Source organism: Ralstonia sp. AU12-08 (assembly GCF_000442475.1).
GTDB classification, from domain to species: Bacteria; Pseudomonadota; Gammaproteobacteria; order Burkholderiales; family Burkholderiaceae; genus Ralstonia; species Ralstonia insidiosa.
The window spans coordinates 79,209-104,243 of record NZ_ASZV01000018.1; the positions used below are offsets into that span (position 1 = coordinate 79,209).

Sequence of the window (25,035 nt, forward strand, 5' to 3'; positions counted from 1 at the left end):
ATCAGCCTCTGAGGCCGCGCATTTTACCCTGTCGCCTCATTCCCATCGCCCCCCCAAAAAAAAAGGCGAACCGCCGCGCGATTCGCCTTTGTCCGCCAAGCTGGCCCGACTTACTTCTTCTCGGGCGGCTGGTTGAACGGGAACGTCCCGAACATGTTCTTGGCCTGGCTCTGCATCTGCTCCTGCATCTGCACGAACAGGTTTTTGCTCTGCTCGATGTAGTTGCTCATCATGCCTTGCATCATCGGCCCCTGCATGTTCATGAACTGCGACCACATGTCGGGGTTGAAGCTGTTGCCGCTGTAGAGATCCTTCGAGTTCTCGGCCAGCTTGCTCTGGATATCGACGAACGCCTGGATGTTCTTTTCCAGGTACGTGCCCATCATCCCCTGCATGGCATTGCCGTAGAAACGGATGATCTGCGCAAGCATCGAGCCGGAGAACATCGGCACGCCGCCGGTTTCCTCTTCCAGGATGATCTGCAGCAGGATGCTGCGGGTCAGATCTTCGCCGGACTTCGCGTCAACCACGCGAAATTCCTCGGTCTCCATCACGAGCTGCTTGACGTCTGCGAGCGTGATGTAAGTGCTGGTCTGGGTGTCGTAGAGCCGGCGGTTAGGATATTTCTTGATCAGCCGTTCGGTGCCCTTCTTGCTGGTGGCCATCATGCCTTTCCGTGTTGGCGATGCTGCTGCGGTGCAGCCGATGCAGTGCGAAATGACTGCACCAAGCGGTGCAGCAAAATACGCGGTTGCCCGGCTATTCCGATCTGCGTAGGAATGTGGCAACGCAGATGCATCCGGTTATGATCGGACGCCCCGTGTCTCCCTGCGGAGCGCCTCCGTGATTGGATTCTATGCGGATCGCCATGCAAAGAAAAGGCGACCTCCCCCGGTAAAAACCCGCAGCATTTTGATACGGTTGATGCACCCAAATGCGTATCGAAGCGCAACGCGAATACGCTGCTGCGACGCACTTGAGCATCGCAGCACCGAATGGGTAAAAACAGGTTGCGGGGGAAAAATTGCTGCGCCCATGCTGCAGCAAGACCGCAGCATGGGCGTTTGAAGGTCAGCCCATGTGCAGGCCGCCGTTGAGGGAGAAGTCAGCGCCGGTGGAGAAGCCCGACTCTTCGGACGCCAGCCATGCGCAGATCGAAGCGATTTCCGTCGGCTCACCCAGGCGCTTAACCGGGATCGTACCGACGATCTTATCGAGCACATCCTGACGAATCGCTTTCACCATGTCGGTCGCGATATAGCCTGGCGACACGGTATTCACCGTCACGCCCTTGGTCGCCACTTCCTGCGCCAGTGCCATCGTGAAGCCGTGCAGGCCAGCCTTGGCCGTCGAGTAGTTGGTCTGGCCAAACTGCCCCTTCTGACCATTCACCGACGAGATGTTGATGACGCGACCCCAGCCACGATCCACCATGCCGTCGATCACCTGCTTGGTCACGTTGAACAGCGACGTGAGGTTGGTGTCGATCACAGCGTCCCAGTCAGCGCGGGTCATCTTGCGGAACACCACGTCGCGCGTGATGCCGGCGTTGTTGACGAGGACATCCACCTCGCCCACTTCAGCCTTGACCTTGTCGAACGCGGCCTTGGTCGATTCCCAATCGCCGACGTTGCCTTCTGACGGAACGAAATCAAAGCCCAGCGCCTTCTGCTGCTCGAGCCATTTTGCCTTGCGCGGCGAATTCGGGCCGCAACCTGCGACGACGATGAAGCCGTCGCGCGCCAAGCGCTGGCAAATCGCCGTTCCGATGCCGCCCATGCCGCCGGTGACGTATGCAATGCGTTTGGTCATGTCCACTCCTAGTCCTTGTTATTGGAACCGCCCGAGTTTTTCTCAAGCGGAGATGCTTCGGATCGGCGCACACCGCTTTCGTTCAGCGCGCGCCGATAACACTACAAAGATTTACGGACGCTCGACTGCCAGCGCCACGCCCATGCCGCCACCAATACACAGCGAGGCCAGGCCCTTCTTCGCATCGCGCTTCTGCATTTCGTGCAGCAGCGTGACCAGAATGCGGCAGCCCGACGCGCCGATGGGGTGACCAATGGCAATCGCGCCGCCATTGACGTTCACCTTGGACGTATCCCAGCCCATCTGCTGATGCACGGCCAGTGCCTGCGCGGCAAACGCCTCGTTGATCTCCATCAGGTCCAGATCGTTCACCGACCAGCCGGCGCGCGACAGGCAACGCTTGGACGCCGGCACCGGGCCCATGCCCATCACTTTCGGGTCCAGGCCAGCGCTGGCGTAGGCACGAATGGTGGCCAGCGGGGTCAGGCCCAGTTCCTTGGCCTTGGCCGCAGACATCACGACCACAGCAGCAGCGCCATCGTTCAGGCCCGAAGCATTGGCCGCCGTAACGGTGCCAGCCTTGTCGAAGGCGGGCTTCAGGCCAGCCATCGAGTCCAGCGTCGCGCCGTGGCGAACGAATTCGTCCTGCGCGAAAGCGATCGGATCCCCCTTGCGCTGCGGGATCAGGATCGGAACGATTTCGTCGTTGAAGCGGCCCGACTTCTGCGCGGCTTCTGCCTTGTTCTGCGAGGCCACGGCAAACTCGTCCTGCGCCTCGCGCGTGATGCCGTATTCCTTGGCGACGTTCTCAGCGGTGATGCCCATGTGGTACTGGTTGTAGACGTCCCACAGGCCGTCCACAATCATCGAGTCGATGAGCTTCGCGTCGCCCATCCGGAAACCGTCACGCGAACCCGGCAGTACGTGCGGTGCGGCGGACATGTTCTCCTGGCCGCCGGCCACAACAATATCCGCGTCGCCTGCAATGATGGCGTTGGCCGCCAGCATCACGGCCTTCAGGCCCGAGCCGCACACCTTGTTGATGGTCATGCCCGGCACCATGTTGGGCAGCCCGGCCTTGATGACGGCCTGGCGCGCCGGGTTCTGGCCCGAGCCGGCGGTCAGCACCTGCCCCATGATGACTTCGCTCACCTGGTCCGGCGAAACCTTCGCACGCGAGAGCGCCTCGCGAATCACGGTTGCACCCAGATCCGGGGCGGCGATCTTCGCCAGCGAACCACCAAACTTGCCTACAGCGGTACGAACCGCCGATACGATCACAACATCGGTCATTTGCTTACCTTCCACAGTCGAAAGAGAGTCGGGGACACCGTCGGTGGCCGCAGCCGCGACGGCAACGGGGGATCATGCGCGCGATCTTACGCTTTCTGTTTGACGTAACGGCCGGGTGCGGGCTCGATCTCCGAGTAGTCCGCATTGCCATAGCGTTTGGGGGCGGCCTTTTGTGCGCCAGCGTGTGACGCTAGCCAAGCCGACCAGTCGGGCCACCAGCTGCCCGGGTGCTCTTTGGCGCCCTCGAACCACGCATCGGCGGTCTCGGGCAGTTTGGTATTGATCCAGTGCGAACGCTTGTTGGCCGCGGGCGGGTTGATGACGCCAGCGATATGACCCGAGGCACCCAGCACGAAGCGCCGTTTGCCCTTGAGCAGCGGCACCGACGCATATGCGGATTGCCACGGGACGATATGGTCCTCGCGTGAGCCGTAGATGTAGACCGGCGCATCGATCTTGCCGAGGTCGACAGGCGTGCCGCCCACCGTCAGCTTGCCCGGCTCCTTCAGGTCGTTCTGCAAGTACGTATGGCGCAGATACCAGCAGTACCACGGCCCCGGCAGGTTGGTCGAATCGCCGTTCCAGTACAGCAGGTCGAACGGTGCGGGCGTCTTACCCTTCAGATAGTTCTCGACCACGTAGTTCCAGACCAGATCGTTCGGGCGCAGGAACGAGAAGGTGTTTGCCAACTCCACGCCGCGTAGCAAACCAGGGCCAGTCGGAGCATTTGCGCCGATGGTCTGCTCGCGCATCTCCACCTGGGCTTGATCGACGAAGACGTCAAGGATGCCGGTGTCGGTAAAGTCCAGCAGCGTCGTCAGCAGTGTCAAGCTCGCTGCCGGGTGCTCGCCACGCGCGGCCAGAACGGCCAGTGCCGTGGAGAGAATCGTGCCGCCCACACAGAAGCCCAGTACGTTGATCTGGTCCTGCGCCGAGATCTCACGTGCCACGCGAATGGCCTCAATCGCGCCGCCCTCGATGTAGTCCTCCCAGGTGCGCGAGGCCATGCTGATATCGGGGTTGCGCCACGACACCAAGAACACCGTGTTGCCCTGCTCCACCGCATAGCGCACCAGTGAATTGGCGGGCTGCAAATCGAGGATGTAGTACTTGTTGATGCAAGGCGGCACGAGCAGCAGCGGCTTGGCATAGACCTTGGCCGTCAGCGGCTTGTACTGGATGAGCTGGAAGTAATCGTTCTCGAAAACGACCGCGCCTTCGCTGTTGGCCACGTTGCGGCCGATCTCGAACGCCGTCTCGTCGGTCTGCGAAATCTTGCCGCGCTCCATGTCCTGCAGCATGTTCAGGATGCCGGTACGCAGCGATTCGCCGCGCGATTCGAGCAGTTGCTTCTGCGCCTCGGGGTTCGTCGCAAGGAAATTGGACGGCGACATGGCGGCCGTCCATTGCGACACGGCAAAACGCACGCGCTCACGGGTCTTGGCGTCGGCCTGCACGGCATCGGCCATTTCCATCAGCGTACGGGCGTTGAGCACGTAGAAGGCTGCGGCATAGCCGTAGAGCGGGCTCTTGCGCCAGGCCTCGTTAGAAAAACGGCGATCGGACGGTGCAACAGCATCGGCGCTATCGCCGGTGCTCATATGGCGCCAGATCTGAAGCCACTCCTCGAGGTATTTCTGCTGGATTTCAGCCAGACGCTCCGGCGGGATCAGTGCGAAGGGCACGGCGCCCTCGCCCATCATCTGAGCGCCATTGAACTGGCCAAGGCCGGGAGCGGCAGCGCCTGGCTGCGCGAATGCGCCAGCGTAGGCCTGCCATTGCTTGAACTGCTCAGCCCATTGCGCCGGATCCGGCAAGCCCTGCCAGGGGGCTTGGGTGTGGGCGCTAGATGCTTTGGAAGATGCGGATTGACGCGTTGCCATAGTGCCCTCATGCATGCGATACGCGCCGTTCCGGGTGGTTATGCGGCGCAAATCGCAGTATTCCGGGGCATTGTTGCCTTGCCGTTTCAAGGCTGTCAATCGGAGTTGACCGATGATTGCCTGTAAACCGTGATCCAGTAAGGGTTTTGCCGAATCCGCCTGGGCGCGGCGTGCTTGAATGGCTAAGCACGGTGGCGGGCTATGGTCCAGCCGATGCAATTTCGTGCGAGACTGCCCCATTGCGCAAACGCCGGGCGCCTTCCGCCATGTATATCGTCGCCATTGGCTGGCTTTACGTTGTCCTGATGATGTCCTTGACTGAGCAATCGTGGATTGCCGGCATCGGCACATTCATCCTGTACGGCGTGGCGCCGCTGTCGCTCTTCTTGTGGATTGTCGACTCGCCGGCACGCAAGCGGCGCAGACGAGCGCGGGAAGCAGAGAATGACGCCGCCGCATCCAGCGACGGCGCCAACTGACGTCAATCAACGTTATTCCGCGCGCCAGATCAGGGTGGCCATGCGGCCAGTCGTGCGCTCCCGGCGATACGAGTAGAAGCGATCGGCGTCCGTCATCGTGCACAAGCCGCCACCGTACACATCCGTACAACCGACACGTGCCAGCCTCAGCCGGGCCAGCGCATAGAGATCGGCGAAGAACTTTCCTTCCGACACGCCCTTCACGAATGCCGCTTCGGTAGCCGGCAATTCATCCGGCTGAGCCGCATCGATGAAGGCTTGCCGCACTTCCGCGCCAACCTCGAAGCATGATGGGCCGATCGCAGGGCCCAGCCATGCCAGCCATGTCGGATCAGCCTCCTGACCGCAGGCACGCAGCCGTTGCATCATCGCGTCGACCGTGCGCTCAATCACGCCACCGCACAGCCCACGCCAACCGGCATGCGCCGCCCCGACCGTCACGCCACGCGCGTCGCTTAGCAGCACAGGCAGGCAATCGGCCGTCATGACCACACAAACGCGATCGCGCCAAGACGCCACTGCGGCATCAGCCACCACCGGTGCCGACACGTTGGTGAGTTGATCCAGGTCCGCCACGCCAGTGCCGTGCACCTGCTCCATCCACACCGGCTCAGCAGGCACGGCGGCACGCAGGATGCGGCGATTCTGTTCGACGGCATCCGGCGTATCGCCCACGTGTCGGCCCAGATTCAGGCCACCCGGCAGGCCGCCGGCCAGACCGTAAGGGCCGGTGCTGACACCACCCAGCCGCGTGGTCGCCAGCGCCTTGACGCGTGGATGTGCCGGCCAGTCGGGGATGATCCAATCAGTTGAAATCGACATCGGGGTCCAGGTCCAGGGCTTCCATCAGCTCTGCGAAATCGTCGGGCACCTCGGCCGTCCAATGGACCGACTTGCCAGATGCAGGGTGTACGAGCCCAAGGCGCACCGCGTGCAGCGCCTGCCGCGCAAACGGCACCGGCAACTGCGCCTTGATCGTCTGCGGTTTGCCGCGACGGAAGTTACGCGTGTAGACCGGATCGCCCAGCAACGGGTGCCCCTCGGACTCAAAATGCACGCGAATCTGATGCGTACGGCCGGTCTCAAGCTGGCAGCGCACCAGCGACACCTGCGCACGCCCCAGGTCCACCACGTCAAGTGTCTTGAAATGCGTACGCGCCTGCTTACCGCTGGCCGTCTCGATGATGGCCATGCGGGTGCGGTCGCGAGGATCACGGCCGATCGGCGCATCGATGGTGGCCTCTTCTGGCGTTTCACCCCAGACCAGCGCCAGATAGGTCCGCTTGACCGTGCGCGCTTGCAACTGACGCACGAGATCGGTCTGTGCAGGCAGCGTGCGGGCGACGACCATCAGGCCGGAGGTTTCTTTATCGAGACGGTGCACGATGCCAGCGCGCGGCAATTGAGCGGCATCGGGATAACGATGCAGCAAGCCGTTGAGCACCGTGCCGTTCCAGTTGCCTGCAGCCGGGTGCACAACCAGGCCGGCCGGCTTGTTGATGACGAGCAGCGTGTCATCTTCGTAGACGACATCTAGGTCGATCGGCTCGGCCACGAAGGCGTTCTCATCGGCCGCGCGTTGTGGCACGACCTCGATGCGAGCGCCGCCGGATACCGCCGCGCGCGGGCGCACCGCCGCGCCATCCATGCGCACGGCACCGGCGTCGATCCATTGCTGCAGGCGGCTGCGCGAGTAATCGGGCAGCAGCTTGGCCAGCGCCTTATCCAGGCGCTCTCCGTGCAGAACTTCAGGAACCTCCACGACGATCGGCTCAGCCGCCTCTGCGCCACCGACGGCAGGCAGATCGAGTGCCTCATCATCAAGCGCGTCTTCGGTTTCTTGCGAAGTGATGGAAACGTCAGCCGCTGCGTCGTCTGACGCGGGGCTTGGGCTATAATCCTTGATGCGATTTTTCATTGAGAAAAGGTGCCCATGTCGGTCACGAGCGTAAAGCAGGCGCGTTTTGGAGTACGAATCCGCGCACAAATCGGAGCAGTGTTGGCGGTAGGGTTTGCATGCCTGACCATTTCGGCCTGCGGCATCCTGCCAGAACAGCAAGACGAAACGGCTGGCTGGTCAGCCAACAAATTATATTCTGAAGCGAAGGAATCGCTCGATGGCGGCGACTACGCCAAGGCCGTCAAGTACTACGAAAAGCTCGAAAGCCGCTATCCGTTCGGCCCGTTTGCTCAGCAAGCGCAGATCGAAACCGCCTACGCCAACTACAAGGATGGCGAAACTGCTGCTGCACTGGCTGCGGTTGATCGCTTCATCCAGTTGCACCCGAACCACCCCAGCGTCGATTACGCCTACTACCTCAAGGGCCTGATCAACTTCAACGACAACCTGGGCTGGCTTGGCCGCTTCTCGAACCAAGATCTGAGCGAACGCGACCCCAAGGCAGCGCGCGCCGCCTACGACGCGTTCAAGACGCTGATCACGCGCTTCCCGAACAGCAAGTACACGCCGGATGCGACCGCACGCATGCAGTACATCGTGAACGCGATGGCCGAGCATGAAGTGGGCGCTGCACGCTACTACTATCGCCGTGGCGCTTACCTTGCCGCAGTCAACCGCGCACAGGACGCCATCAAGGATTACGACCGCGCCCCGGCAGTTGAGGAAGCGCTGTACATCATGATGAAGTCGTACGAAGCGCTGGGCATGAAGGACATGCGCGACGACACCGAGCGCATCATCAAGCAGAACTACCCGAGCAGCGATTTCCTCGCCTTCGGTCAGCGCAAGAAAGACAAGCCGTGGTACCAGATGTGGTAAGCAAGGCTTGAACAGCAGTAAAAAGCCCGGTCTGGTTTGGCCGGGCTTTTTATTTGTGCGTCACGTCGATGTCAGTCTGAACTGGCGTCTGTTGGCGGCGTATCCGGCTGCAGCGAGCGCAGAAAACCCGCTGCCGTGTCGGCCTCGCGCGTGCGCTTGAACGGCGGCAGGCTCTGCCAGATCTGCCGGCCGTAGTTCTTCTCCACCAGGCGCGGGTCGCAGATCATCAGCACACCGCGATCGGTCTCGGAGCGAATCAACCGCCCTGCTCCTTGCTTGAGCGTGATGACGGCGTGCGGCAACTGGTGCACGGCGAATGGGCTCAAGCCCTTTTTTTCCAGTGCTTCCATACGCGCACTCAGCACTGGGTCGTCGGGCGGCGCAAACGGCAGCTTGTCGATCACCACCAGCGACAACGCCTCGCCACGCACGTCCACGCCCTCCCAGAAACTCTGGCTGCCGATCAGCACGGCATTGCCGAGCGTGCGAAAACGATCGAGCAACTCGGTGCGGCTGGCCTGCCCCTGCACAAGCAGTGGAAAATCCCAGCCGCGCTGGGCAAACTCATCGGCCAGACGTTCGGCTGCCCGGTTAACGGCACGCAGCGTTGTGCACAGCACGAAGGTCTTGCCGCCCGCTGCCTCGATCATCGGTAAGGCAGCATCTAGCACGGCATCCGTAAAGCGCGGATCGCTCGGTTGCGGCAGATCACGCGGCACATAGAGCAAGCCCTGCGACGCATAGTCGAATGGGCTGTCCAGCGTCATCGACTGATCTCGATTCAGCCCAAGCTGTGCTGCGTAGTGCGTGAAGTTGCCACGCACCGACAGCGTGGCGGAGGTGAAGATCCATGCGCGCGGCTGGCCCGCACGCTGGCGCGAGAAGATCGGCGCGATGGACAGCGGCGTCAGATGCAGCTGCACAGAATTGGCAAACACCTCGACCCAGCGCACGCGCTCATCGAACGGCGCGGTTTCCACCGTCTCACCCTCTTCGTTCTTCACCACGGGCGGCGGCTTGGGGTTGGCCCATGCATCCAGCTGGTCGCACAGCGCGGCGGCGCGGCGATGGCATTGCTCGATGGTCTCGGCACGTTCGGCCTGAGCCTCCAACGCGCCTGTGAAATCCGACAGCGCTTGCTCCAGCTTCGGCAGCACCTCGTAGAACGGCTTGGCCGTCGCCTGATCGTTGTCGATCTGCTTGATGGATAGGCGCGCGCCGTCCTGACGGAATACCAGGCGCAAATCACGTGCAGCGCGCTCCAGCGGCGCGGCAATGGCAACCCAGTCCACGGCATCACGCGCATGCGACAGGCCCTCGGCCACGGCATCGCGTGCCAGTTCCAGAATCTGGTTGGTCGAAATCGTCTCGCCAAAGAACAGCGTGGCAGTTTCGGGCAACTGGTGCGCTTCGTCGAAGATGATCGTGTTGGCCGCCGGCAGCAACTCGGCCATCCCCGTGTCCTTCAGCATCACGTCTGCAAAGAACAGGTGATGGTTCACCACCACCACATCGGCCTGCTGCGCCTCCTTGCGGGCACGCATGACGAAGCAATCCTTGTAGTACGCGCAATCGGAGCCGAGGCAGTTGTCGCGCGTGGACGTAACGAGGTTCCACACCGGTGCGTTCTCGGGCACGGTGGACATCTCGGCCTTGTCGCCCGTCTTCGTGGTCTTCAGGAAGAGATTGATCTGGCGCAGCCACGCGGCATCCTGACGCGAAGACAGACGCCCGTTCTGTGACGTGCGTTCCAGGTGGTAATGGCAGACGTAGTTCGCGCGCCCCTTGAGCAATGCCACCGACACTGGCGCATTCAGCGCCTTGCGCACCGTCGGGATGTCACGCAGGAAGAGTTGATCCTGCAGGTTCTTCGTCCCCGTGGACACGATCACCTTGCCGCCCCACAGCATCGCCGGAACTAGGTACGCGTAGGTCTTGCCCGTGCCCGTGCCGGCTTCGACGATGAGCGAATCGGCGGCCTCGATGGCATTGGCCACCGCCTGCGCCATCGTCAGTTGCGAGCTGCGCGGCCGATACGAGTCGATACCTTTGGCCAGCGTGCCGTCGTCGGCAAAGAGCGTCGCCAGTTCAGCATGATGGGCATCGACAGGGACGGCTGCGGAAGCAGAGGTGTCGCCAGCCGCATCGGAATCATTCGGCGGCGCGGTCTGGGGGACAAGCGAAGTCAACGGAGAAAAGTCCCTGGGGGCAAATGAAGGAAGCCGCACGTGCTGGCGGCTTCTCAGAATTGGGATGGGCGATGCTCAGGCGGGCACGTCCGGTTCAAGCTGTAACTGTAGCAGCGTGATCGCGTCCTTGAGTTTCAACTTGCGCTTCTTGAGCCGCCGCAGTTGCAACTCGTCGTGATCGATTTCCGACGCCAGCTTGTCAATCAGGAAATCGAGATCGCGATGCTCGATCTGCAATTCGATGATGCGACGTGAGATCGTGTTCAGATCGCTGTCCATCACTTCCTCCCGGGACACCCGTCCACGCTTCAAAGTTTAGAACCCCAGCGGGCTCGCGTTATTGTTGTTTTGTTCGTTGCGGCGCTTGGTCTGCTCGCGGCGCTCTTCCAGTTCCTTCTGACGCTGCGCGGCGTCCTGCTGCTTCTCCTGGAACTGCTTGACGTTCTCCGCTCGCTTGGCGGCGTTGGCGGCGCCCTGCTCTTGCGCGGCCTTGAGCTTGGCATCGTGCTCCGCCTGCTTCTGAGCGTTCGCCTGTGCGTTGGCTGCACGTTGTGGCGCTTCAGCCTGGCGCTGCGCTTCGTTCAGGCGCTGCTGTTCCTGCTTGTTCTGGAAGTCGGTGCGGTTCTTCTGCTCAGCAGCTTCGCGCTGCGGACGCTCGGCGTTGTATTGGGCCTCGCGAATGGCGCGATCCTGATCGCGACGCGCAGCGCGGTCGGCGCGCTCGGCTTCATCCAGCGCCAGCTCGCGCTCACGGATGGTGTGGAGTTCCGTGCGGCGCACATCCTTGGCCTTGTCGATGCAGCGCGTGACGAAGAACTTGTCGTAACAGGCGCGCTCGGTCTGCGCATAGCGGTATTCAGCCCACGCTTTGGCACTGGTGATGCGATCGTGCTCTGCGCCGAAATCCGGCGGCGTGGCAGACACGGCTGGGGTCGACGCAGGGGTTGACGCGGCGGCCGGCTGAGATTGGCTCCACGCCGGCGCGGTACAGAGCGCGGCAAGCAGCAGAACCAGGCGGGAAACACGGCGCGCACCAGCGCGATGATGGGCAGAAAACGGGAGCGTAGGCATAACTTGCATTTTATCACCGCGCCTGTGCGGCAAACGTCGCGTGGGGCGCGCAATCAGCACCGGAACAGATTGTGCCTTATGGCAAAATGCGCGGCTTCCCATCGCACTCTCTGGAAGCAATGACCGATTCCGTGTTGCAGAAGATCGTCTCCCGCATTGCCGTTGAACTGGCGGTCAAGCCGCATCAGGTTGCCGCCGCCGTGCAACTGCTGGACGAAGGCGCCACCGTGCCCTTCATCGCACGTTACCGTAAGGAAGTGACGGACAACCTGGACGACACGCAACTGCGCAACCTGGAAGAGCGCCTGCTGTATCTGCGCGAGCTGGAAGACCGCCGCGCGGCGATCCTGGCTTCCATTGAAGAGCAAGGCAAGCTGACCGACCCGCTGCGCGCGGCCATCGAAGCGGCCGAAACCAAGCAGGTGCTGGAAGACCTCTACCTGCCCTACAAGCCAAAGCGCCGCACGCGCGCCCAGATCGCTCGCGAATGTGGCCTGGAGCCGCTGGCGCAGGCACTGCTGGCTGACCCGACGTTGGATCCGCAAGTCGAAGCCGCCAAGTTCGTCAACGGCAACCCGACCGCTGATGGCGGCGTGCCCGACGTGAAGGCCGCGCTGGACGGCGCGCGCGACATCCTCTCCGAACAATTTGGCGAAACCGCCGAGCTGCTGGGCAAGGTGCGCGAGCACCTGTGGAGCCAGGGCCTGGTCTCGTCGACGGTGGTGGAAGGCAAGGAAAGCGCCGAGGAAGAGAAATTCCGCGATTACTACGCGTATAGCGAACCGATCCGCAACGTGCCGTCGCACCGCGCGCTGGCGCTGTTCCGCGGTCGCAATGCGGGCGTGCTGTTCGTGAAGCTGGGTCTGGGCGAAGAGCAGGACGCGATGAGCCCGCACCCGTGCGAAATCATGATCGCCCGCCATGTCGGCATCGAAAACAAGGGCCGCGCGGCGGACAAGTGGCTGTCGGACGTGTGCCGCTGGTGCTGGCGCGTCAAGGTGCAGCCGCATATCGAGACCGAACTGCTGACGCAGTTGCGCGAGTCGGCCGAAGCCGAGGCTATCAAGATCTTCGGCCGCAACCTGCATGACTTGTTGCTGGCAGCACCCGCTGGCCCGAAGGCCGTGATGGGCGTGGACCCGGGTATCCGCACGGGCTGCAAGATTGCCGTGGTTGACCACACCGGCAAGCTGCTGGAAACCGCCACGATCTACCCGCACGAGCCGCGCCGCGACTGGAACGGTTCGCTCGCGACGATGGCGCGTCTGGCCAAGCAGCACAACGTGGCGCTGGTCTCCATCGGCAACGGCACCGCCAGCCGCGAGACCGACAAGCTCGTGCAAGACCTGATGCGCAACATGCCCGAACTCAAGCTGACCAAGATCGTGGTGAGCGAGGCCGGCGCGTCGGTGTACTCGGCATCGGAACTGGCAGCCAAGGAATTCCCGGAGCTGGACGTGTCGCTGCGCGGCGCAGTGTCAATCGCCCGTCGCCTGCAAGACCCGCTGGCCGAACTCGTGAAAATCGATCCGAAGTCGATCGGCGTCGGCCAGTACCAGCACGACGTGAACCAGCGCGAACTGGCCCGCGCACTGGACGCCATCGTCGAGGATTGCGTGAACGCGGTCGGCGTGGACGTGAACACGGCCTCTGCCCCGCTGCTGGCGCGTGTGTCGGGCCTGAACTCGATCCTCGCCAAGCACATCGTCGAATACCGTGACGCCAACGGCGCGTTTACCAACCGCGATGCGCTCAAGAAGGTGCCGCGCCTCGGTGACAAGACGTTCGAGCAGGCCGCCGGCTTCCTGCGCATCAATGACGGCGACAACCCGCTCGACCGCTCGTCGGTCCACCCGGAAGCGTATCCGGTGGTCAAGCGCATTCTGGACAGCATCAAGAAAGGCATCGGCGACGTGCTCGGCAACCGCGAAGCCCTGCGCGGCCTGACCGCCCGCGAGTTCACCGACGAGAAGTTCGGCCTACCGACCGTGGTGGACATCCTGTCCGAGCTGGAAAAGCCCGGGCGCGACCCGCGCCCCGAGTTCAAGACGGCCACGTTCCAGGACGGCGTGGAAGATATCAAGGACCTGCAGCCCGGGATGGTGCTCGAAGGCGTGGTGACGAACGTGGCCGCCTTTGGCGCGTTTATCGACATCGGCGTGCATCAGGATGGGCTGGTACACGTGTCGGCGCTGTCGACCAAGTTCGTGCGCGACCCGCACGAGGTGGTCAAGCCCGGCCAGATCGTCAAGGTCAAGGTGATGGAGGTGGATGTGAAGCGCAACCGTATCGGCCTGACGATGCGTCTGTCGGACGAGCCGGGCCAGACGCCGGCGCGCACCGGCGGCGGCGATCGCCCGAACGGCGGCGGCAATCGCCAAGGGGGTCAGCAACGCCGTGAGGCAGCACCGGCTGGTGGCGCGATGGCAGCCGCCTTCGCCAAGCTCAAGCGCTAAGACGCGTTCTGCTGGCTAGAACCCGCCCGGTCTTCGGACCCGGCGGGTTTTTCTTTGGCGCGAAGCCACCCACGCGGAGCACGTTACAAGTCCTTACGTGCGTGGAACTTTTCTAACACTCGCGCGTCGTCGGCCCGTCTTTCCGGCCCGTTAAGGAGGCACAGGCACACACCGCGCCTGGCACCCACGAGGAGAAACACCATGAAGACGAGCCACACCCTGATCGCCGTTCTGCTTGCTGTTGCTGGTACCGCTGCCTTCGCTCAGACCAACCCGGTCACACAGGTACAGCAAGACAATCAGCAGATCCACCAGGACAACCGCGACATCCGTCACGACAACCGCGATATCCGCCGCGACCGTGCAGACATCAGCGCAGACAAGGCCGCCCTGGCTGACGAGCGTGCTGAACGCAACGCCGCTCAACGCCGCGAAGACCGCGATCTGGCCAACGGCAACGTCAAGGGTGCTGAATACTGGAACAAACAGCGTGCGCAAGACCAGCACCAAGTCAACGCCGACCGCCGCGATCTGCACCAAGACCGCAAAGACCTGCACGCCGACGTCAAGGACCGCAACCACGACGTGCACGCACGCAACCACGAAGTGCGCAAACGCGACCACGACGCTTCGAAGATCTAAGATCTAACTCCAGCGTCGCCCCAAACAAAACGGCCCGTGCATCTCTCCGCACGGGCCGTTTTGTCTTTCAGTGACGCGGGTCTTAAATCTCGACCTTGGTCCCCAGCTCCACCACGCGGTTAGCGGGGATATGGAAGAAGTCCGAAGGCTTGGCGCCGTTCTGATGCATCCACGCAAACAGGCGCTCGCGCCACATCGACATCCCCGGCAGCTTGGACGGCACCACCGATTCACGCGCGATAAAGAATGACGTATCCATCAGTTCGCAGCGCGTGCCGATCTGCGGCTGGCCAAGTTCGAGCACGCGGTACACGTCCGGCGTTTCCTTGAAGCCATATTCGGCCTTGACGATGTAGATGCCGCCGCCTAGATCGCGCACGGTCACGCGGTGCTTGTCATCCACGTACGGAATGTCGCGCGTGACGAAGCTGATGAAGATCACGCGCTCGTGCAGCACGCGGTTGTGCTTCAGGTTATGCAGCAGCGACACAGGCACAAAGTCGGTATTGCCAGTCAGGAACACCGCCGTGCCTTCCACGCGATGCGGCGGATGGGCCATCAGGCCTGCCAGGAATGGCTCCAGCGGAATGCCGTCTTCCAGGCTGCGCGCGCGCAGCAGCTTCTTGCCCTTGTACCAGGTCATCAGCAGGAAGAACACGCCAGCACCCAGCATCAGCGGGAACCAGCCGCCGTCACGAATCTTCAGCAGGTTGGCCGCAAAGAACGCCAGGTCGACCACCAGGAAGCCCAGGATCACCAGCGTCACCAGCACCGTGTTCCAGCGCCACACCGAGCGCATCACCACCGCCGCCAGCACCGTGGTGATGACCATCGTGGTCGTCACGGCAATACCATAGGCCGCAGCCAGGTTGTCGGACTTCTTGAACGCCAGCACCACGCCAATCACCAGAATCAGCAGCATCCAGTTGACCATCGGCACGTAGATCTGGCCGATCTCGGCTTCCGACGTATAACGGATACGCATGCGCGGCACGAAACCCAGCTGAATCGCTTGGCTCGTCAGCGAGAACGCGCCCGAAATCACCGCCTGCGAGGCGATGACGGTTGCCGCTGCGGCCAGCACCACCATCGGCAGTTGCAGCGCCTCCGGCACGGAGCGGTAGAACGGGTTCTCGATCGTGCTCGGATCGGTCAGCATCATGGCGCCCTGGCCGAAGTAGTTCAGCAGCAGGCTCGGTGCGACGATAAAGAACCAGCCCCAGCGGATCGGGCGCGCACCGAAGTGGCCCATATCTGCGTACAGCGCCTCGGCGCCGGTCAGCACCAGAAACACGGAGCCCAGCACGATGAACGCCTGCAGCGCGTGGTCATGCAGGAACGAAATCGCATACATCGGGTTGATGGCCACCAGAATCTGGGGGGCCTTCACCAAGTTCATCAGGCCCAGCGCCGCCAATGCAGCAAACCACACCAGCATCACGGGCCCAAACAGCTTGCCGACCACCGATGTTCCGCTGCGCTGGATCAGGAACAGCGCTGTCAGGATCACCAGGGTGATCGGCAACACAAACGGCGACAGCGCGGGCGCCGCGATCTCCAGGCCCTCCATGGCTGAGAGTACAGAGATGGCCGGCGTGATCACCGCATCGCCATAGAACATGCACGCCCCGAAAACGCCAAGCATCATCAGCAGCGACATGCGCTTGGAATTCGGATTGGCCGTGCGCAGCGACAGCGCCATCAGAGCCAGGATGCCACCTTCGCCGTTGTTGTCGGCGCGCATGACGAACAGTACGTACTTGAGCGACACCACGATCACCATCGCCCAGAAGAGCATCGAAATGATGCCGAGTACCGCGGTGTTGGAGAACGGAATGCCGTGCTCCGGATTGAACGCTTCCTTGAGCGAGTACAGTGGGCTGGTCCCGATGTCGCCGAACACCACACCGACCGCACCGATCACCATGGCACGCAGGTTGACGTTGGTCTTGGGGGGGACCCCTGCTGCTGTAAGAGCTTGACTCATGCGCTTGTAAATCGGCCGAAGTACTGGCCGCTCAAAAAATAGTGCAATGCACAATGAGGGCGGATTGTACCCTGCGTCTTTCTTACGCCAACCCCTCAAACGGGCAATCGTTGCCGCGCTGCATCAGGACAAATCCCCCCTTGCCATTGGCGTTTTGGAGGCGATTGCAGCAAATCACACCGGCAAACAGCCGTTTGACATGTGCAACGGAAACCCGCGCAAAGCCAAGCGCTACGCACCTTGTTGCCGGGTCAGGCGTGCTGTACCGCACATAGTCAAACGTAGGACAGCAGCGGACAGAACTTTGTAGGAGAATGACCGACAAAGCTGAATTGCAAATTCCTTTGCCAGACCGCCCGGACGGCGGCGCGGCACTCCCTGAACAAGGTCGGGCCTTGTCTTATTCATCCATCCGCATCTGGGGACGCACGCAAACCGCATTGGCCGCACTGATCGTGCTGCTGGTCGTGGCTGGGGTGTTGTTCGCCATTCCCCGCGTGATCCTGCCCTGGGCGCAGTCGGCATTCGAGCAGCGTCTCGATCCGGCGGTGTGGGCGGACTACACCGGCCCGTACGACATGGCGGCGGCCGTAGTGGCCGTCAGCGCCATCGTCATCTACCTGACCCGGCGCTAGGGCCGGTTGACAAGGTTTTAACGCGCCAGCGCGCGGGCACACTCCGCCACCAGCGACGGACCGCGATAGATCAACCCGGTATAGAGCTGCACAAGCTGTGCGCCAGCGTCGATCTTTTCGCGCGCGTGCTCGCCCGCCAAGATGCCGCCCACGCCGATGATCGGTACAGCATCGCCCAGCAAACCACGCAACGCGCGAATCACTCGCGTCGATCCTTCACGTACCGGCTGACCCGACAGGCCGCCCGCCTCTTCCGCATGCGTTAAACCAGTCACGGCTTCGCGGCTGATCGTCGTATTGGTGGCGATCACGCCATCCATCTTGTGGCGCAGCAAGGCATCGGCCACATTGGCGATCTGGTCGTCGTCGAGGTCCGGTGCGATCTTCAGTGCCACCGGCACGTAGCGCTTGTGCTGATCAGCCAGTCGCTGCTGTGCATCGCGCAACGTACCGAGCAGGCTGTCGAGTTCGCTCGCGCCCTGGAGCTGGCGCAGGTTCTTCGTATTCGGCGACGAGATGTTCACCGTCACGTAGCTGGCGTGCGGGTACACGCGCTCCAGGCAATGCAGGTAATCGTCGACGGCGCGGTCGATCGGGGTATCAGCGTTCTTGCCGATGTTCAGGCCGAGCACGCCACCTGCCTCACGCCACTTCGATGCCTTCACGTTATTGATGAACGCATCGACGCCGCCATTGTTGAAGCCCATGCGGTTGATCAGCGCGTTCGCGGCCGGCAAGCGGAACATGCGTGGGCGCGGGTTGCCTGGCTGTGCGCGCGGCGTGACCGTACCCACCTCGATAAAGCCGAAGCCGAGCGCGCCAAGCGCATCAATATAGGCGCCGTCCTTGTCTAGGCCGGCAGCCAACCCAACCGGGTTCGGAAACGTCACGCCCATCACCGTGCGCGGTTGCGGCGCAATGCGCGCGCCAATGCAACTGGAGAATCCCATCGCATGCGCCCGCTTGAGCTGGTTCAACGTAAAGTGGTGCGCGTCTTCGGGGTCCATCGAAAACAGCAACGGGCGGGCAAGCGGGTACAGGGCGTTGAGCACGATCAGAGTCTGGAGAAGAACGCGAAAGGCCGCATTGTAAACGCGGCGGACGCACTGCCATGCATCGTGTGCGCCGCATTCGAACGCCACGATGTTCGATGAGTCTAAGTACCAAGTGTGGATTGACGTTGCAGGCACATCGCACGCGCATCACGCACCACCAAGATGCCGATTGCACGAGAAAGATGTTGCGTCGCCGCAGGGATTTCGATATAGTCTCGTTCTTCGACGGACGCGGGGTGGAGCAGTCTGGCAGCTCGTCGGGCTCATAACCCGAAGGTCGCAGGTTCAAATCCTGCCCCCGCAACCAGCCAGAAAGTCGAACGTGTTTTATACGGACGCGGGGTGGAGCAGTCTGGCAGCTCGTCGGGCTCATAACCCGAAGGTCGCAGGTTCAAATCCTGCCCCCGCAACCAACGACAAAAGTCGAACGGCTCGCTCCAAGACCTGGGCCGATAAAAAAACACCGCAGCAAAGCCCGCACTAGCGGGCTTTTTGCTTTTCTACGCGCTGCCGCATTCCACAAGTCAGTCGATACCCCGCCCCACACGGGGCCGCGCCACCTCGGTGATACACTGAGATATTCCACCTGCCTGAGTGCTCATGGTTCCCATGAAATTCTGTTCCAACTGCGGCCAGCCTGTCGTCTCGCGCATTCCCGCCGGCGATAACCGACTGCGCGACGTTTGCGATCACTGCAATACGATTCACTACGTGAATCCGCGCAACGTGGTCGGCACCGTGCCCGTGTGGAACGATCAGGTCCTGCTGTGCAAGCGCGCCATCGAGCCGCGCTACGGTTTCTGGACCTTGCCCGCGGGCTTCATGGAAATTGGTGAGACCACCGCGCAAGCCGCCGAGCGCGAAACGCAGGAAGAAGCCGGCGCCCGCATCGAGATCGGTGAACTGTATTCGGTGCTGAACGTGCCGCACGTGCACCAGGTGCACCTGTTTTACCTGGCCAAACTGAGCGATCTCGATTTCGCGCCGGGCGAAGAAAGCCTGGAAGTCGCGCTCTTCAATGAAGCCGACATCCCCTGGGACGACCTCGCCTTCCCGACCGTCATCCATACGCTTCGCTGCTTCTTTGCCGACCGCGCTGCAGGCAAACTGACCGACGGCAGCTTCCGCCTCCACACGCTGGACATCCACAAGCCAATGCGCTCGGCCACGGTCGACACACCGGCCACGACGTCGTAATCCAGCCTCGACACTTCTCCGCATCATGATCGCCTGGCTGGATCCGCACGATCCCTTTCCGCCGGTCGATCGCGCGCTCGGACCCGAATCCGAAGCACCTGGACTGCTCGCAGCCAGCGCAGACCTTTCCCCGCAGCGGCTGCTGATTGCGTATCGGCAAGGCATCTTCCCGTGGTACGCGCAGGGCCAGCCCGTGCTGTGGTGGAGCACCGACCCGCGCATGGTGCTATGCCCGGAAGACTTTCGTGTATCGGCCACCTTCCGCAAGACACTGCGCCGTGTGCTTGACAATCCAACCTGGGAAGTTCGCATCGACCACGCCTTCCGCGAAACGATGGTCGACTGTGCCACCACCGCACGCCCCGGCCAGCACGGTACGTGGATCACCGAGGACGTGATCCAGGCGTATACCGCTCTGCACCGCCGCGGCTATGCCCACAGTGTCGAGACCTGGTATGCCGGCAAGCGTGTGGGCGGTCTGTACGGCGTGTCGTTGGGCCGCATGTTCTACGGTGAATCCATGTTCGCCCACCGTACCGACGCCTCGAAAATCGCCTTGGCAGCACTGTGCGCCTTCCTCGGCAGTCAGGGCGTCGCGATGATAGACTGCCAGCAGGAGACCGAACATCTGGCGTCGCTGGGAGGAGCCCCGGTGCCGCGCGCAGCGTTTCTCGCGCATGTGCGGGAAGCGGCCAATGCGCCGGCCATCGTGCCGTGGCACTTCGACAAATCCGTGCTTCGTCGATGGACCGTGCGCAATGAGCAAGCTTAAGGAACTTCCTCTCTCGGCATTGCAGTTCTATGCCACCGCGCCTTACGCATGCAGCTACCTGGATGGCCGCTTGGCGCGCTCGCAGGTCGCCACACCGGCGCACCTGATCAATGCGGATGTCTACTCGAAGCTTGTGCGCGCCGGATTCCGGCGCAGCGGCATCTTCACATATCGCCCCCACTGTGACGACTGCCATGCGTGCACGCCCTGTCGCGTCGTGGTCGATCAGTTTTCGCCTTCGCGCACGCAACGTCGCGCGGCGGAGCGCCATCAGTCGCTCGAGGCGTTGGTCGCCCCGCTCACCTATGTCGAAGAGCACTACCAGCTCTACCTGCTTTACCAATCCGTCCGCCATGCAGGCGGCGGCATGGACCACGACAGCCGCGACCAATACGAGCAGTTCCTGCTGCAAAGCCGGGTGAATTCGCGTCTAGTGGAGTTTCGCGAGCCGCCCGAATCGCCATCGGCGGGCAAGCTGCGCATGGTGAGCATGATTGACGTGCTGGAAGACGGCCTGTCATCCGTCTACACGTTCTATGACCCGATGGAACACAAAGCGAGCTACGGAACGTACAACGTGCTCTGGCAGATCGCCCAGGCGCAGGCGCTGGACCTGCCCTACGTCTACCTCGGCTACTGGATCGAACAGAGCCGCAAGATGGCCTACAAGGCCTTGTTCCAGCCGCTGGAGCTGCTGGTCAATGGGGAGTGGCGGCGGTTTGAGGACGTGGCACCGGCCACGGAGTGAAACTCAGCGAGACGTCCGCTCAATCCCAGCATCGATCACGCCATATGCGCTGATATTGGAACTCTGGCTGTATTGCTCGCGCGAGGTCGTGCAACCTGCCAGCGCGGCACCCACGCACACTAACCCCGCTGCCCACAGCACGGCACGTTTCCACCCAGTCATTCGGTTCATAGGATCAACTCCTCTCAGGGCGTGGCCGTCAGCCGCTCGGCCAGCACCGTGTTGTACGCGCGGATCATCCCCGGGATCAGGAACACGTCCACCAGAACCCACAGCCCGCCGATGACAGCCAGCACCCAGCCGGCCGTATTGCCCATATCGCGAAACGCCAGCCAGGTTCCGCCAATGTTGGCGACCGCCTGCGCAATGCCACTGCCCGGCCGCTTCACGTAGAAACGATGTGCCCCCAGAAAGCCCAGCAGGAACCACCAGAGGTAAGCGACGCCCGCGGTCTTCTTCTGGGCGTCGTACAGCATGATTTCGCGGGCAGTTTCGTTCATAGGGGCGGCAAACGTGTCGGTTTTCGATCAGACAGTCACGCGACTCGTGCGTTCCATGTCTCGTATCGATTACATGCCGGCGAGCTTGGCTTCAGCCTTGTCGGCCCATAAGCGCATCTCGGCCAACAGCGAGGCCGGCGAGAACGAGCAACTCTCTTCACTGAACGACACGGCCATGTCCAACCGCTGCAGCATCGACTGGCGTACCTGATCGTATGCCGGCGGCAGCACTGCCAGCGGCGCGAGTGTGGCCTCATCGCGCCAGTGCTTGAGCAAGCGCGGAATGTCGGGCGACTGCGCGTGGCGATCCAGCGCGTCACGCAGCGTTTGCAGGGATTCAGTAGCGGTCATGCACGCGCCCTCTTCTCACGATACAGCTCACGGAATGTCTTACCGGCGGGCGCCGGCATGTCTCGTGTATCCGTCCAGCCCTTGCCGACCGGCAGCGAATGGATCAGCTTCTTGTCGCCGCCCATCCAGCGCAGCACACGCGCCGCAACCCACGTACCCGCCGAGTACAGCGCCGGCCGCCGCGCCATGAAGCCCCATACACGCAAACCGAAACGCTCGGATTGCGGACGCAGTTCGCGCTCCATCTGCTTCTCGCGCAGCGTGCGCAGCAGGTCCGACAAGGGAATCGATGCCGGGCAGACACGATTGCATTCGCCGCACAGCGTGGCAGCCTGCGGCAAATCGAGCGCATTGGACAAACCGACATAGCTCGGCGTCAGCACACTGCCCATCGGGCCTGGATACACCCAGCCATACGCGTGCCCACCGATCTTCTGATAGACCGGGCAATGGTTCATGCACGCGCCGCAACGAATACAGCGCAGCATCTCCTGGAACTCACCGCCAATCAGGCCACTGCGTCCACCATCGACGATGACGAAGTACATGTGCTCTGGGCCGTCTTTCTCGCCGGGCGCGCGCGGGCCGGTCAACAACGAGAAGTAGTTCGAGATGGCCTGCCCCGTGGCCGAGCGCGGCAACAGACGCATCACGGTCGCCAGATCTTCGAGCGTCGGCAGCACCTTCTCGATACCCGTCACGGCAACGTGCACGCGCGGCATGATCGTGCACATGCCTTCGTTGCCTTCGTTGGTGACGATGGCCACCGAGCCCGTCTCGGCAATGATGAAGTTACCGCCCGTCACGCCCATGTCGGCGGACAGAAACTCAGGCCGCAGCACTTCACGCGCCTCGCGCGTCATCTCCGGAATATCGGTCAGGCGCGGCTTGTTGTGCGTCTTGGCAAAGAGGTCGGCAATCTCCTCCTTATCCTTGTGCACCACCGGCGCAATGATGTGCGACGGCGGCTCGCTGTCGTTGATCTGAAGGATGTATTCACCCAGATCCGTTTCGATACTTTGCACGCCCATCTCGCCGAGCACCTGGTTCAGGCGCATCTCCTCAGTCACCATCGACTTGCTCTTGATGACCTTCTTCACCTCGTGCTTGCGGGCGATTTCCGCCACCAAGCGAGCGGCATCGGCCGTCGTTTCGGCAAAGAGCACCTTGGCGCCACGGCGCGTAGCCTCGGCCTCGAACGTGGCGAGCCAGACATCGAGGTTCTCCAGCGCGCGGTTGCGACGCTCTTTCAACGCCTCGCGCGTGGCCTGGAAATCAATCTCCTGGATGGCCGCCGCGCGTGCGGTGACGAACTTGGTCGAGAGCTTGGTCAGGTTCTGCTGCAGGCGCTTGTCGGCAAGCTTCTGCCCGGCGCGCGCCTTGAATTCCATGCTGCGGACTTGCATGCGATTGCGTCTCCGTCGTGTTTTTGGTGCTCAGGCGTCGCCGGCAAGGACCTGCGCGATATGCAGCACACGCGTGTTCGTATCGCCTGTGCGGCGCAGTCGGCCTTCGATGTTGAGCATGCACCCAACGTCGCCAAGCACCACGGCATCAGCGCCGCTGGCCTTGATGTTGGCGCACTTCTCGTCGGCGATGGCGGTGGAGATGTCACCGTACTTGATCGAGAACGTGCCGCCGAAGCCGCAACACGCCTCGCACGCCGGCATCTCAGTCAGTTGCACGCCGGGTAGTTTGCCGAGCAGCTCGCGCGGCTGTGTCTTTACACCCAGCTCGCGCAGGCCCGAGCAGGAATCGTGATACGTGACGTGGCCCTTGAACTCGGAATCAAGCGATTCGATACGCGCGACGTTGACAAGGAAATCGGTCAGTTCGTGCACGCGGGGGGCGAGGCGCTCATAGCGGCCGGCAAGCTCCGGATCATCGCGAAAAAGGTCGGCGTACCCCTTGCGGATCATGCCGCCGCACGAGCCGGACGGGATGACCACGTAGTCGAACTGTTCGAACTCCTTGAGCGTTTTCTCTGCCAAGTCGCGTGCCAGCGGGCGATCACCCGAGTTGTAGGCCGGTTGGCCGCAGCACGTCTGGGCGGGCGGCACTACCACGTCGTAACCGGCCTTTTCCAGCAGCTTGAGCACCGAAAAACCGATGTCGGGCCGCATCAGATCAACCAGGCAAGTGACGAACAGTCCTACGCGCATGGGGAGTCTCTTGTGTTCTTGGAAGCCGCCATTATGCGCCCGACGCCCAGCCAGCGCGGGTTTTCAGGCAATGAACTTCTTCATGCCGATGGTGAGTGCGCTTCACGATGCCCCCTCAAGCACAACGCAAGCGCGACCGAGAATGCCCTCGAAAATATCCGGAATCACGTATCCGGATGGTGCGCATTTTCACATCGTGGGATAAAATTTTGCATCGCATCCGCACCCATTCCTGCACCCATGGCAGAAGCAGACAAGGACCCCGGCAAGACGTCCATCCAGGTCATCGAACGCATGATGATGCTGCTTGACGCGCTGGCCGAACACGCTGACCCAGTCAGCCTGAAAGCGCTGTCCGCCAGCACCGGCTTGCACCCATCCACCGCGCACCGCATCCTGAACGACATGGTGGCTTGCCGCTTTGTCGATCGCTCCGACCCCGGCAGCTATCGCCTCGGCATGCGCCTGTTGGAGCTTGGCAATCTGGTCAAGGCCCGCCTGTCGGTACGTGAAGCTGCGCTGACGCCCATGCGCGCGCTGCACCGCCTGACAGGTCAGACCGTCAACCTTTCCGTACGCCAGGGCGATGAAATCGTCTACATCGAACGCGCCTACTCGGAGCGCTCGGGCATGCAGGTCGTGCGCGCCATCGGCGGCCGTGCGCCGCTGCATCTGACCTCGGTCGGCAAGCTGTTCCTGGCTGCCGATGAGATCGGCCGCGTGCGAGCCTATGCCACGCGCACCGGCCTGTCTGGCCATACGCGTACGTCGATTACCGATCTACCCAAGCTTGAGCGCGAACTGAACTGGGTACGCACCAACGGTTACGCACGTGACAACGAAGAGCTGGAACTGGGCGTGCGCTGTATCGCTGCAGGCATCTACGATGATTCTCGCCGGCTGGTGGCGGGCCTGTCGCTGTCCGCACCGGCAGACCGGCTGCAGGACAGCTGGCTCGACAACCTCAAGGACACCGCCCTGCAAATCTCCAAGGGTATGGGCTACACCTATGACGAGGAGCCGG

At 62.4% G+C, this 25,035-nt stretch carries 25 protein-coding genes and 2 tRNA genes; 11 read left to right on the forward strand and 16 right to left on the reverse strand.

The window, feature by feature from the left end; all coding sequences use genetic code 11:
* Window positions 1–110: 110 nt before the first annotated feature.
* The 4 genes from phaR to phaC form a co-directional block, all read right to left on the reverse strand.
* On the reverse strand, window positions 111–665 hold the full coding sequence (gene phaR / locus C404_RS41140; protein WP_021194616.1) for a polyhydroxyalkanoate synthesis repressor PhaR: 555 nt from the start codon (window positions 663–665) through the stop codon (window positions 111–113).
* A gap of 406 nt (window positions 666–1,071) precedes the next feature.
* Window positions 1,072–1,812 carry a 3-ketoacyl-ACP reductase gene (locus tag C404_RS41145; protein WP_021194617.1) on the reverse strand — a complete coding sequence of 247 codons (741 nt, stop codon included), beginning with the start codon at window positions 1,810–1,812 and terminating at the stop codon, window positions 1,072–1,074.
* Window positions 1,813–1,923: 111 nt separating this feature from the next.
* A complete protein-coding gene (locus tag C404_RS41150) occupies window positions 1,924–3,105 on the reverse strand; it encodes an acetyl-CoA C-acetyltransferase (RefSeq protein WP_021194618.1) in 1,182 nt (393 codons plus the stop codon).
* A gap of 86 nt (window positions 3,106–3,191) precedes the next feature.
* Window positions 3,192–4,988 carry a class I poly(R)-hydroxyalkanoic acid synthase gene (phaC, locus tag C404_RS41155; protein WP_031329283.1) on the reverse strand — a complete coding sequence of 599 codons (1,797 nt, stop codon included), beginning with the start codon at window positions 4,986–4,988 and terminating at the stop codon, window positions 3,192–3,194.
* Window positions 4,989–5,254: 266 nt separating this feature from the next.
* On the opposite strand from phaC, the gene C404_RS41160 reads away from it, so the two are divergent.
* Window positions 5,255–5,467 (forward strand): hypothetical protein, encoded by a 213-nt coding sequence (locus C404_RS41160; protein ID WP_021194620.1) that lies wholly within the window; start codon window positions 5,255–5,257, stop codon window positions 5,465–5,467.
* A gap of 12 nt (window positions 5,468–5,479) precedes the next feature.
* Here C404_RS41160 and pgeF read toward each other — a convergent pair whose 3' ends face one another.
* Together pgeF and C404_RS41170 are read right to left on the reverse strand one after the other, a co-directional pair.
* Window positions 5,480–6,289, reverse strand: coding sequence for a peptidoglycan editing factor PgeF (pgeF, locus tag C404_RS41165; RefSeq protein WP_021194621.1), 810 nt, complete (start codon window positions 6,287–6,289; stop codon window positions 5,480–5,482).
* A complete protein-coding gene (locus C404_RS41170) occupies window positions 6,273–7,385 on the reverse strand; it encodes an RluA family pseudouridine synthase (RefSeq protein ID WP_021194622.1) in 1,113 nt (370 codons plus the stop codon). Before C404_RS41170 ends, pgeF begins: the two co-directional genes overlap by 17 nt.
* A 15-nt stretch (window positions 7,386–7,400) precedes the next feature.
* On the opposite strand from C404_RS41170, the gene C404_RS41175 reads away from it, so the two are divergent.
* The gene (locus tag C404_RS41175) at window positions 7,401–8,246 is read left to right on the forward strand and encodes an outer membrane protein assembly factor BamD (protein WP_031329284.1); all 846 of its coding nucleotides are present in this window, start codon (window positions 7,401–7,403) and stop codon (window positions 8,244–8,246) included.
* A gap of 71 nt (window positions 8,247–8,317) precedes the next feature.
* Here C404_RS41175 and C404_RS41180 read toward each other — a convergent pair whose 3' ends face one another.
* From C404_RS41180 to C404_RS0129865, 3 genes are all read right to left on the reverse strand, one after another.
* Window positions 8,318–10,435 carry an ATP-dependent DNA helicase gene (locus C404_RS41180; RefSeq protein ID WP_021194624.1) on the reverse strand — a complete coding sequence of 706 codons (2,118 nt, stop codon included), beginning with the start codon at window positions 10,433–10,435 and terminating at the stop codon, window positions 8,318–8,320.
* 75 nt (window positions 10,436–10,510) lie between these two features.
* Entirely contained in the window at window positions 10,511–10,714 is a 204-nt protein-coding gene (locus C404_RS41185) for a DUF465 domain-containing protein (RefSeq protein ID WP_021194625.1), read from the reverse strand.
* Between the two features lie 36 nt (window positions 10,715–10,750).
* On the reverse strand, window positions 10,751–11,515 hold the full coding sequence (locus C404_RS0129865; protein ID WP_031329286.1) for a hypothetical protein: 765 nt from the start codon (window positions 11,513–11,515) through the stop codon (window positions 10,751–10,753).
* Window positions 11,516–11,625: 110 nt separating this feature from the next.
* Between C404_RS0129865 and C404_RS41190 the strand changes: the two genes are divergently transcribed.
* Window positions 11,626–13,962, forward strand: a complete 2,337-nt coding sequence (locus C404_RS41190; RefSeq protein ID WP_021194627.1) for a Tex family protein — start codon at window positions 11,626–11,628, stop codon at window positions 13,960–13,962.
* A 201-nt stretch (window positions 13,963–14,163) separates the two neighbouring features.
* Window positions 14,164–14,604 (forward strand): hypothetical protein, encoded by a 441-nt coding sequence (locus tag C404_RS41195; RefSeq protein WP_021194628.1) that lies wholly within the window; start codon window positions 14,164–14,166, stop codon window positions 14,602–14,604.
* A gap of 82 nt (window positions 14,605–14,686) precedes the next feature.
* On the opposite strand, the gene C404_RS41200 is transcribed toward C404_RS41195, so the two are convergent.
* The gene (locus C404_RS41200) at window positions 14,687–16,591 is read right to left on the reverse strand and encodes a potassium transporter Kup (RefSeq protein WP_031329288.1); all 1,905 of its coding nucleotides are present in this window, start codon (window positions 16,589–16,591) and stop codon (window positions 14,687–14,689) included.
* Window positions 16,592–16,986: 395 nt separating this feature from the next.
* On the opposite strand from C404_RS41200, the gene C404_RS0129870 reads away from it, so the two are divergent.
* Entirely contained in the window at window positions 16,987–17,226 is a 240-nt protein-coding gene (locus tag C404_RS0129870; RefSeq protein WP_031329289.1) for a hypothetical protein, read from the forward strand.
* Window positions 17,227–17,243: 17 nt separating this feature from the next.
* Here C404_RS0129870 and C404_RS41205 read toward each other — a convergent pair whose 3' ends face one another.
* Window positions 17,244–18,278 carry a quinone-dependent dihydroorotate dehydrogenase gene (locus C404_RS41205; RefSeq protein WP_031329290.1) on the reverse strand — a complete coding sequence of 345 codons (1,035 nt, stop codon included), beginning with the start codon at window positions 18,276–18,278 and terminating at the stop codon, window positions 17,244–17,246.
* Between the two features lie 233 nt (window positions 18,279–18,511).
* On the opposite strand from C404_RS41205, the gene C404_RS41210 reads away from it, so the two are divergent.
* The 5 genes from C404_RS41210 to C404_RS41230 all read left to right on the forward strand — a co-directional run bounded on the left by C404_RS41210 (window position 18,512) and on the right by C404_RS41230 (window position 20,998).
* Window positions 18,512–18,588: transfer RNA gene (locus tag C404_RS41210), tRNA-Met, on the forward strand.
* A 29-nt stretch (window positions 18,589–18,617) separates the two neighbouring features.
* Window positions 18,618–18,694 (forward strand) — tRNA-Met (locus C404_RS41215).
* Between the two features lie 196 nt (window positions 18,695–18,890).
* Window positions 18,891–19,478 (forward strand): NUDIX hydrolase, encoded by a 588-nt coding sequence (locus tag C404_RS41220; protein ID WP_021194632.1) that lies wholly within the window; start codon window positions 18,891–18,893, stop codon window positions 19,476–19,478.
* Between the two features lie 25 nt (window positions 19,479–19,503).
* The gene (aat, locus tag C404_RS41225; RefSeq protein ID WP_021194633.1) at window positions 19,504–20,250 is read left to right on the forward strand and encodes a leucyl/phenylalanyl-tRNA--protein transferase; all 747 of its coding nucleotides are present in this window, start codon (window positions 19,504–19,506) and stop codon (window positions 20,248–20,250) included.
* Complete coding sequence (locus C404_RS41230) at window positions 20,237–20,998, forward strand: arginyltransferase (protein WP_031329291.1); 762 nt, start codon at window positions 20,237–20,239, stop codon at window positions 20,996–20,998. The genes aat and C404_RS41230 overlap by 14 nt, the downstream gene beginning before the upstream one ends.
* A gap of 3 nt (window positions 20,999–21,001) precedes the next feature.
* Here C404_RS41230 and C404_RS60455 read toward each other — a convergent pair whose 3' ends face one another.
* The 5 genes from C404_RS60455 to C404_RS41250 form a co-directional block, all read right to left on the reverse strand.
* Entirely contained in the window at window positions 21,002–21,169 is a 168-nt protein-coding gene (locus tag C404_RS60455) for a hypothetical protein (protein WP_167313478.1), read from the reverse strand.
* Window positions 21,170–21,183: 14 nt separating this feature from the next.
* Window positions 21,184–21,498, reverse strand: coding sequence for a TM2 domain-containing protein (locus tag C404_RS41235; RefSeq protein ID WP_021194635.1), 315 nt, complete (start codon window positions 21,496–21,498; stop codon window positions 21,184–21,186).
* A 69-nt stretch (window positions 21,499–21,567) separates the two neighbouring features.
* On the reverse strand, window positions 21,568–21,849 hold the full coding sequence (locus tag C404_RS41240) for a hypothetical protein (protein WP_021194636.1): 282 nt from the start codon (window positions 21,847–21,849) through the stop codon (window positions 21,568–21,570).
* Entirely contained in the window at window positions 21,846–23,255 is a 1,410-nt protein-coding gene (locus tag C404_RS41245; protein ID WP_021194637.1) for a LutB/LldF family L-lactate oxidation iron-sulfur protein, read from the reverse strand. Before C404_RS41245 ends, C404_RS41240 begins: the two co-directional genes overlap by 4 nt.
* Before the next feature lie 30 nt (window positions 23,256–23,285).
* On the reverse strand, window positions 23,286–24,011 hold the full coding sequence (locus C404_RS41250) for a (Fe-S)-binding protein (RefSeq protein WP_021194638.1): 726 nt from the start codon (window positions 24,009–24,011) through the stop codon (window positions 23,286–23,288).
* Window positions 24,012–24,251: 240 nt separating this feature from the next.
* Between C404_RS41250 and C404_RS41255 the strand changes: the two genes are divergently transcribed.
* Window positions 24,252–25,035 (forward strand): IclR family transcriptional regulator (locus tag C404_RS41255; protein ID WP_021194639.1); only part of this gene is annotated, 784 nt, incomplete at its 3' end.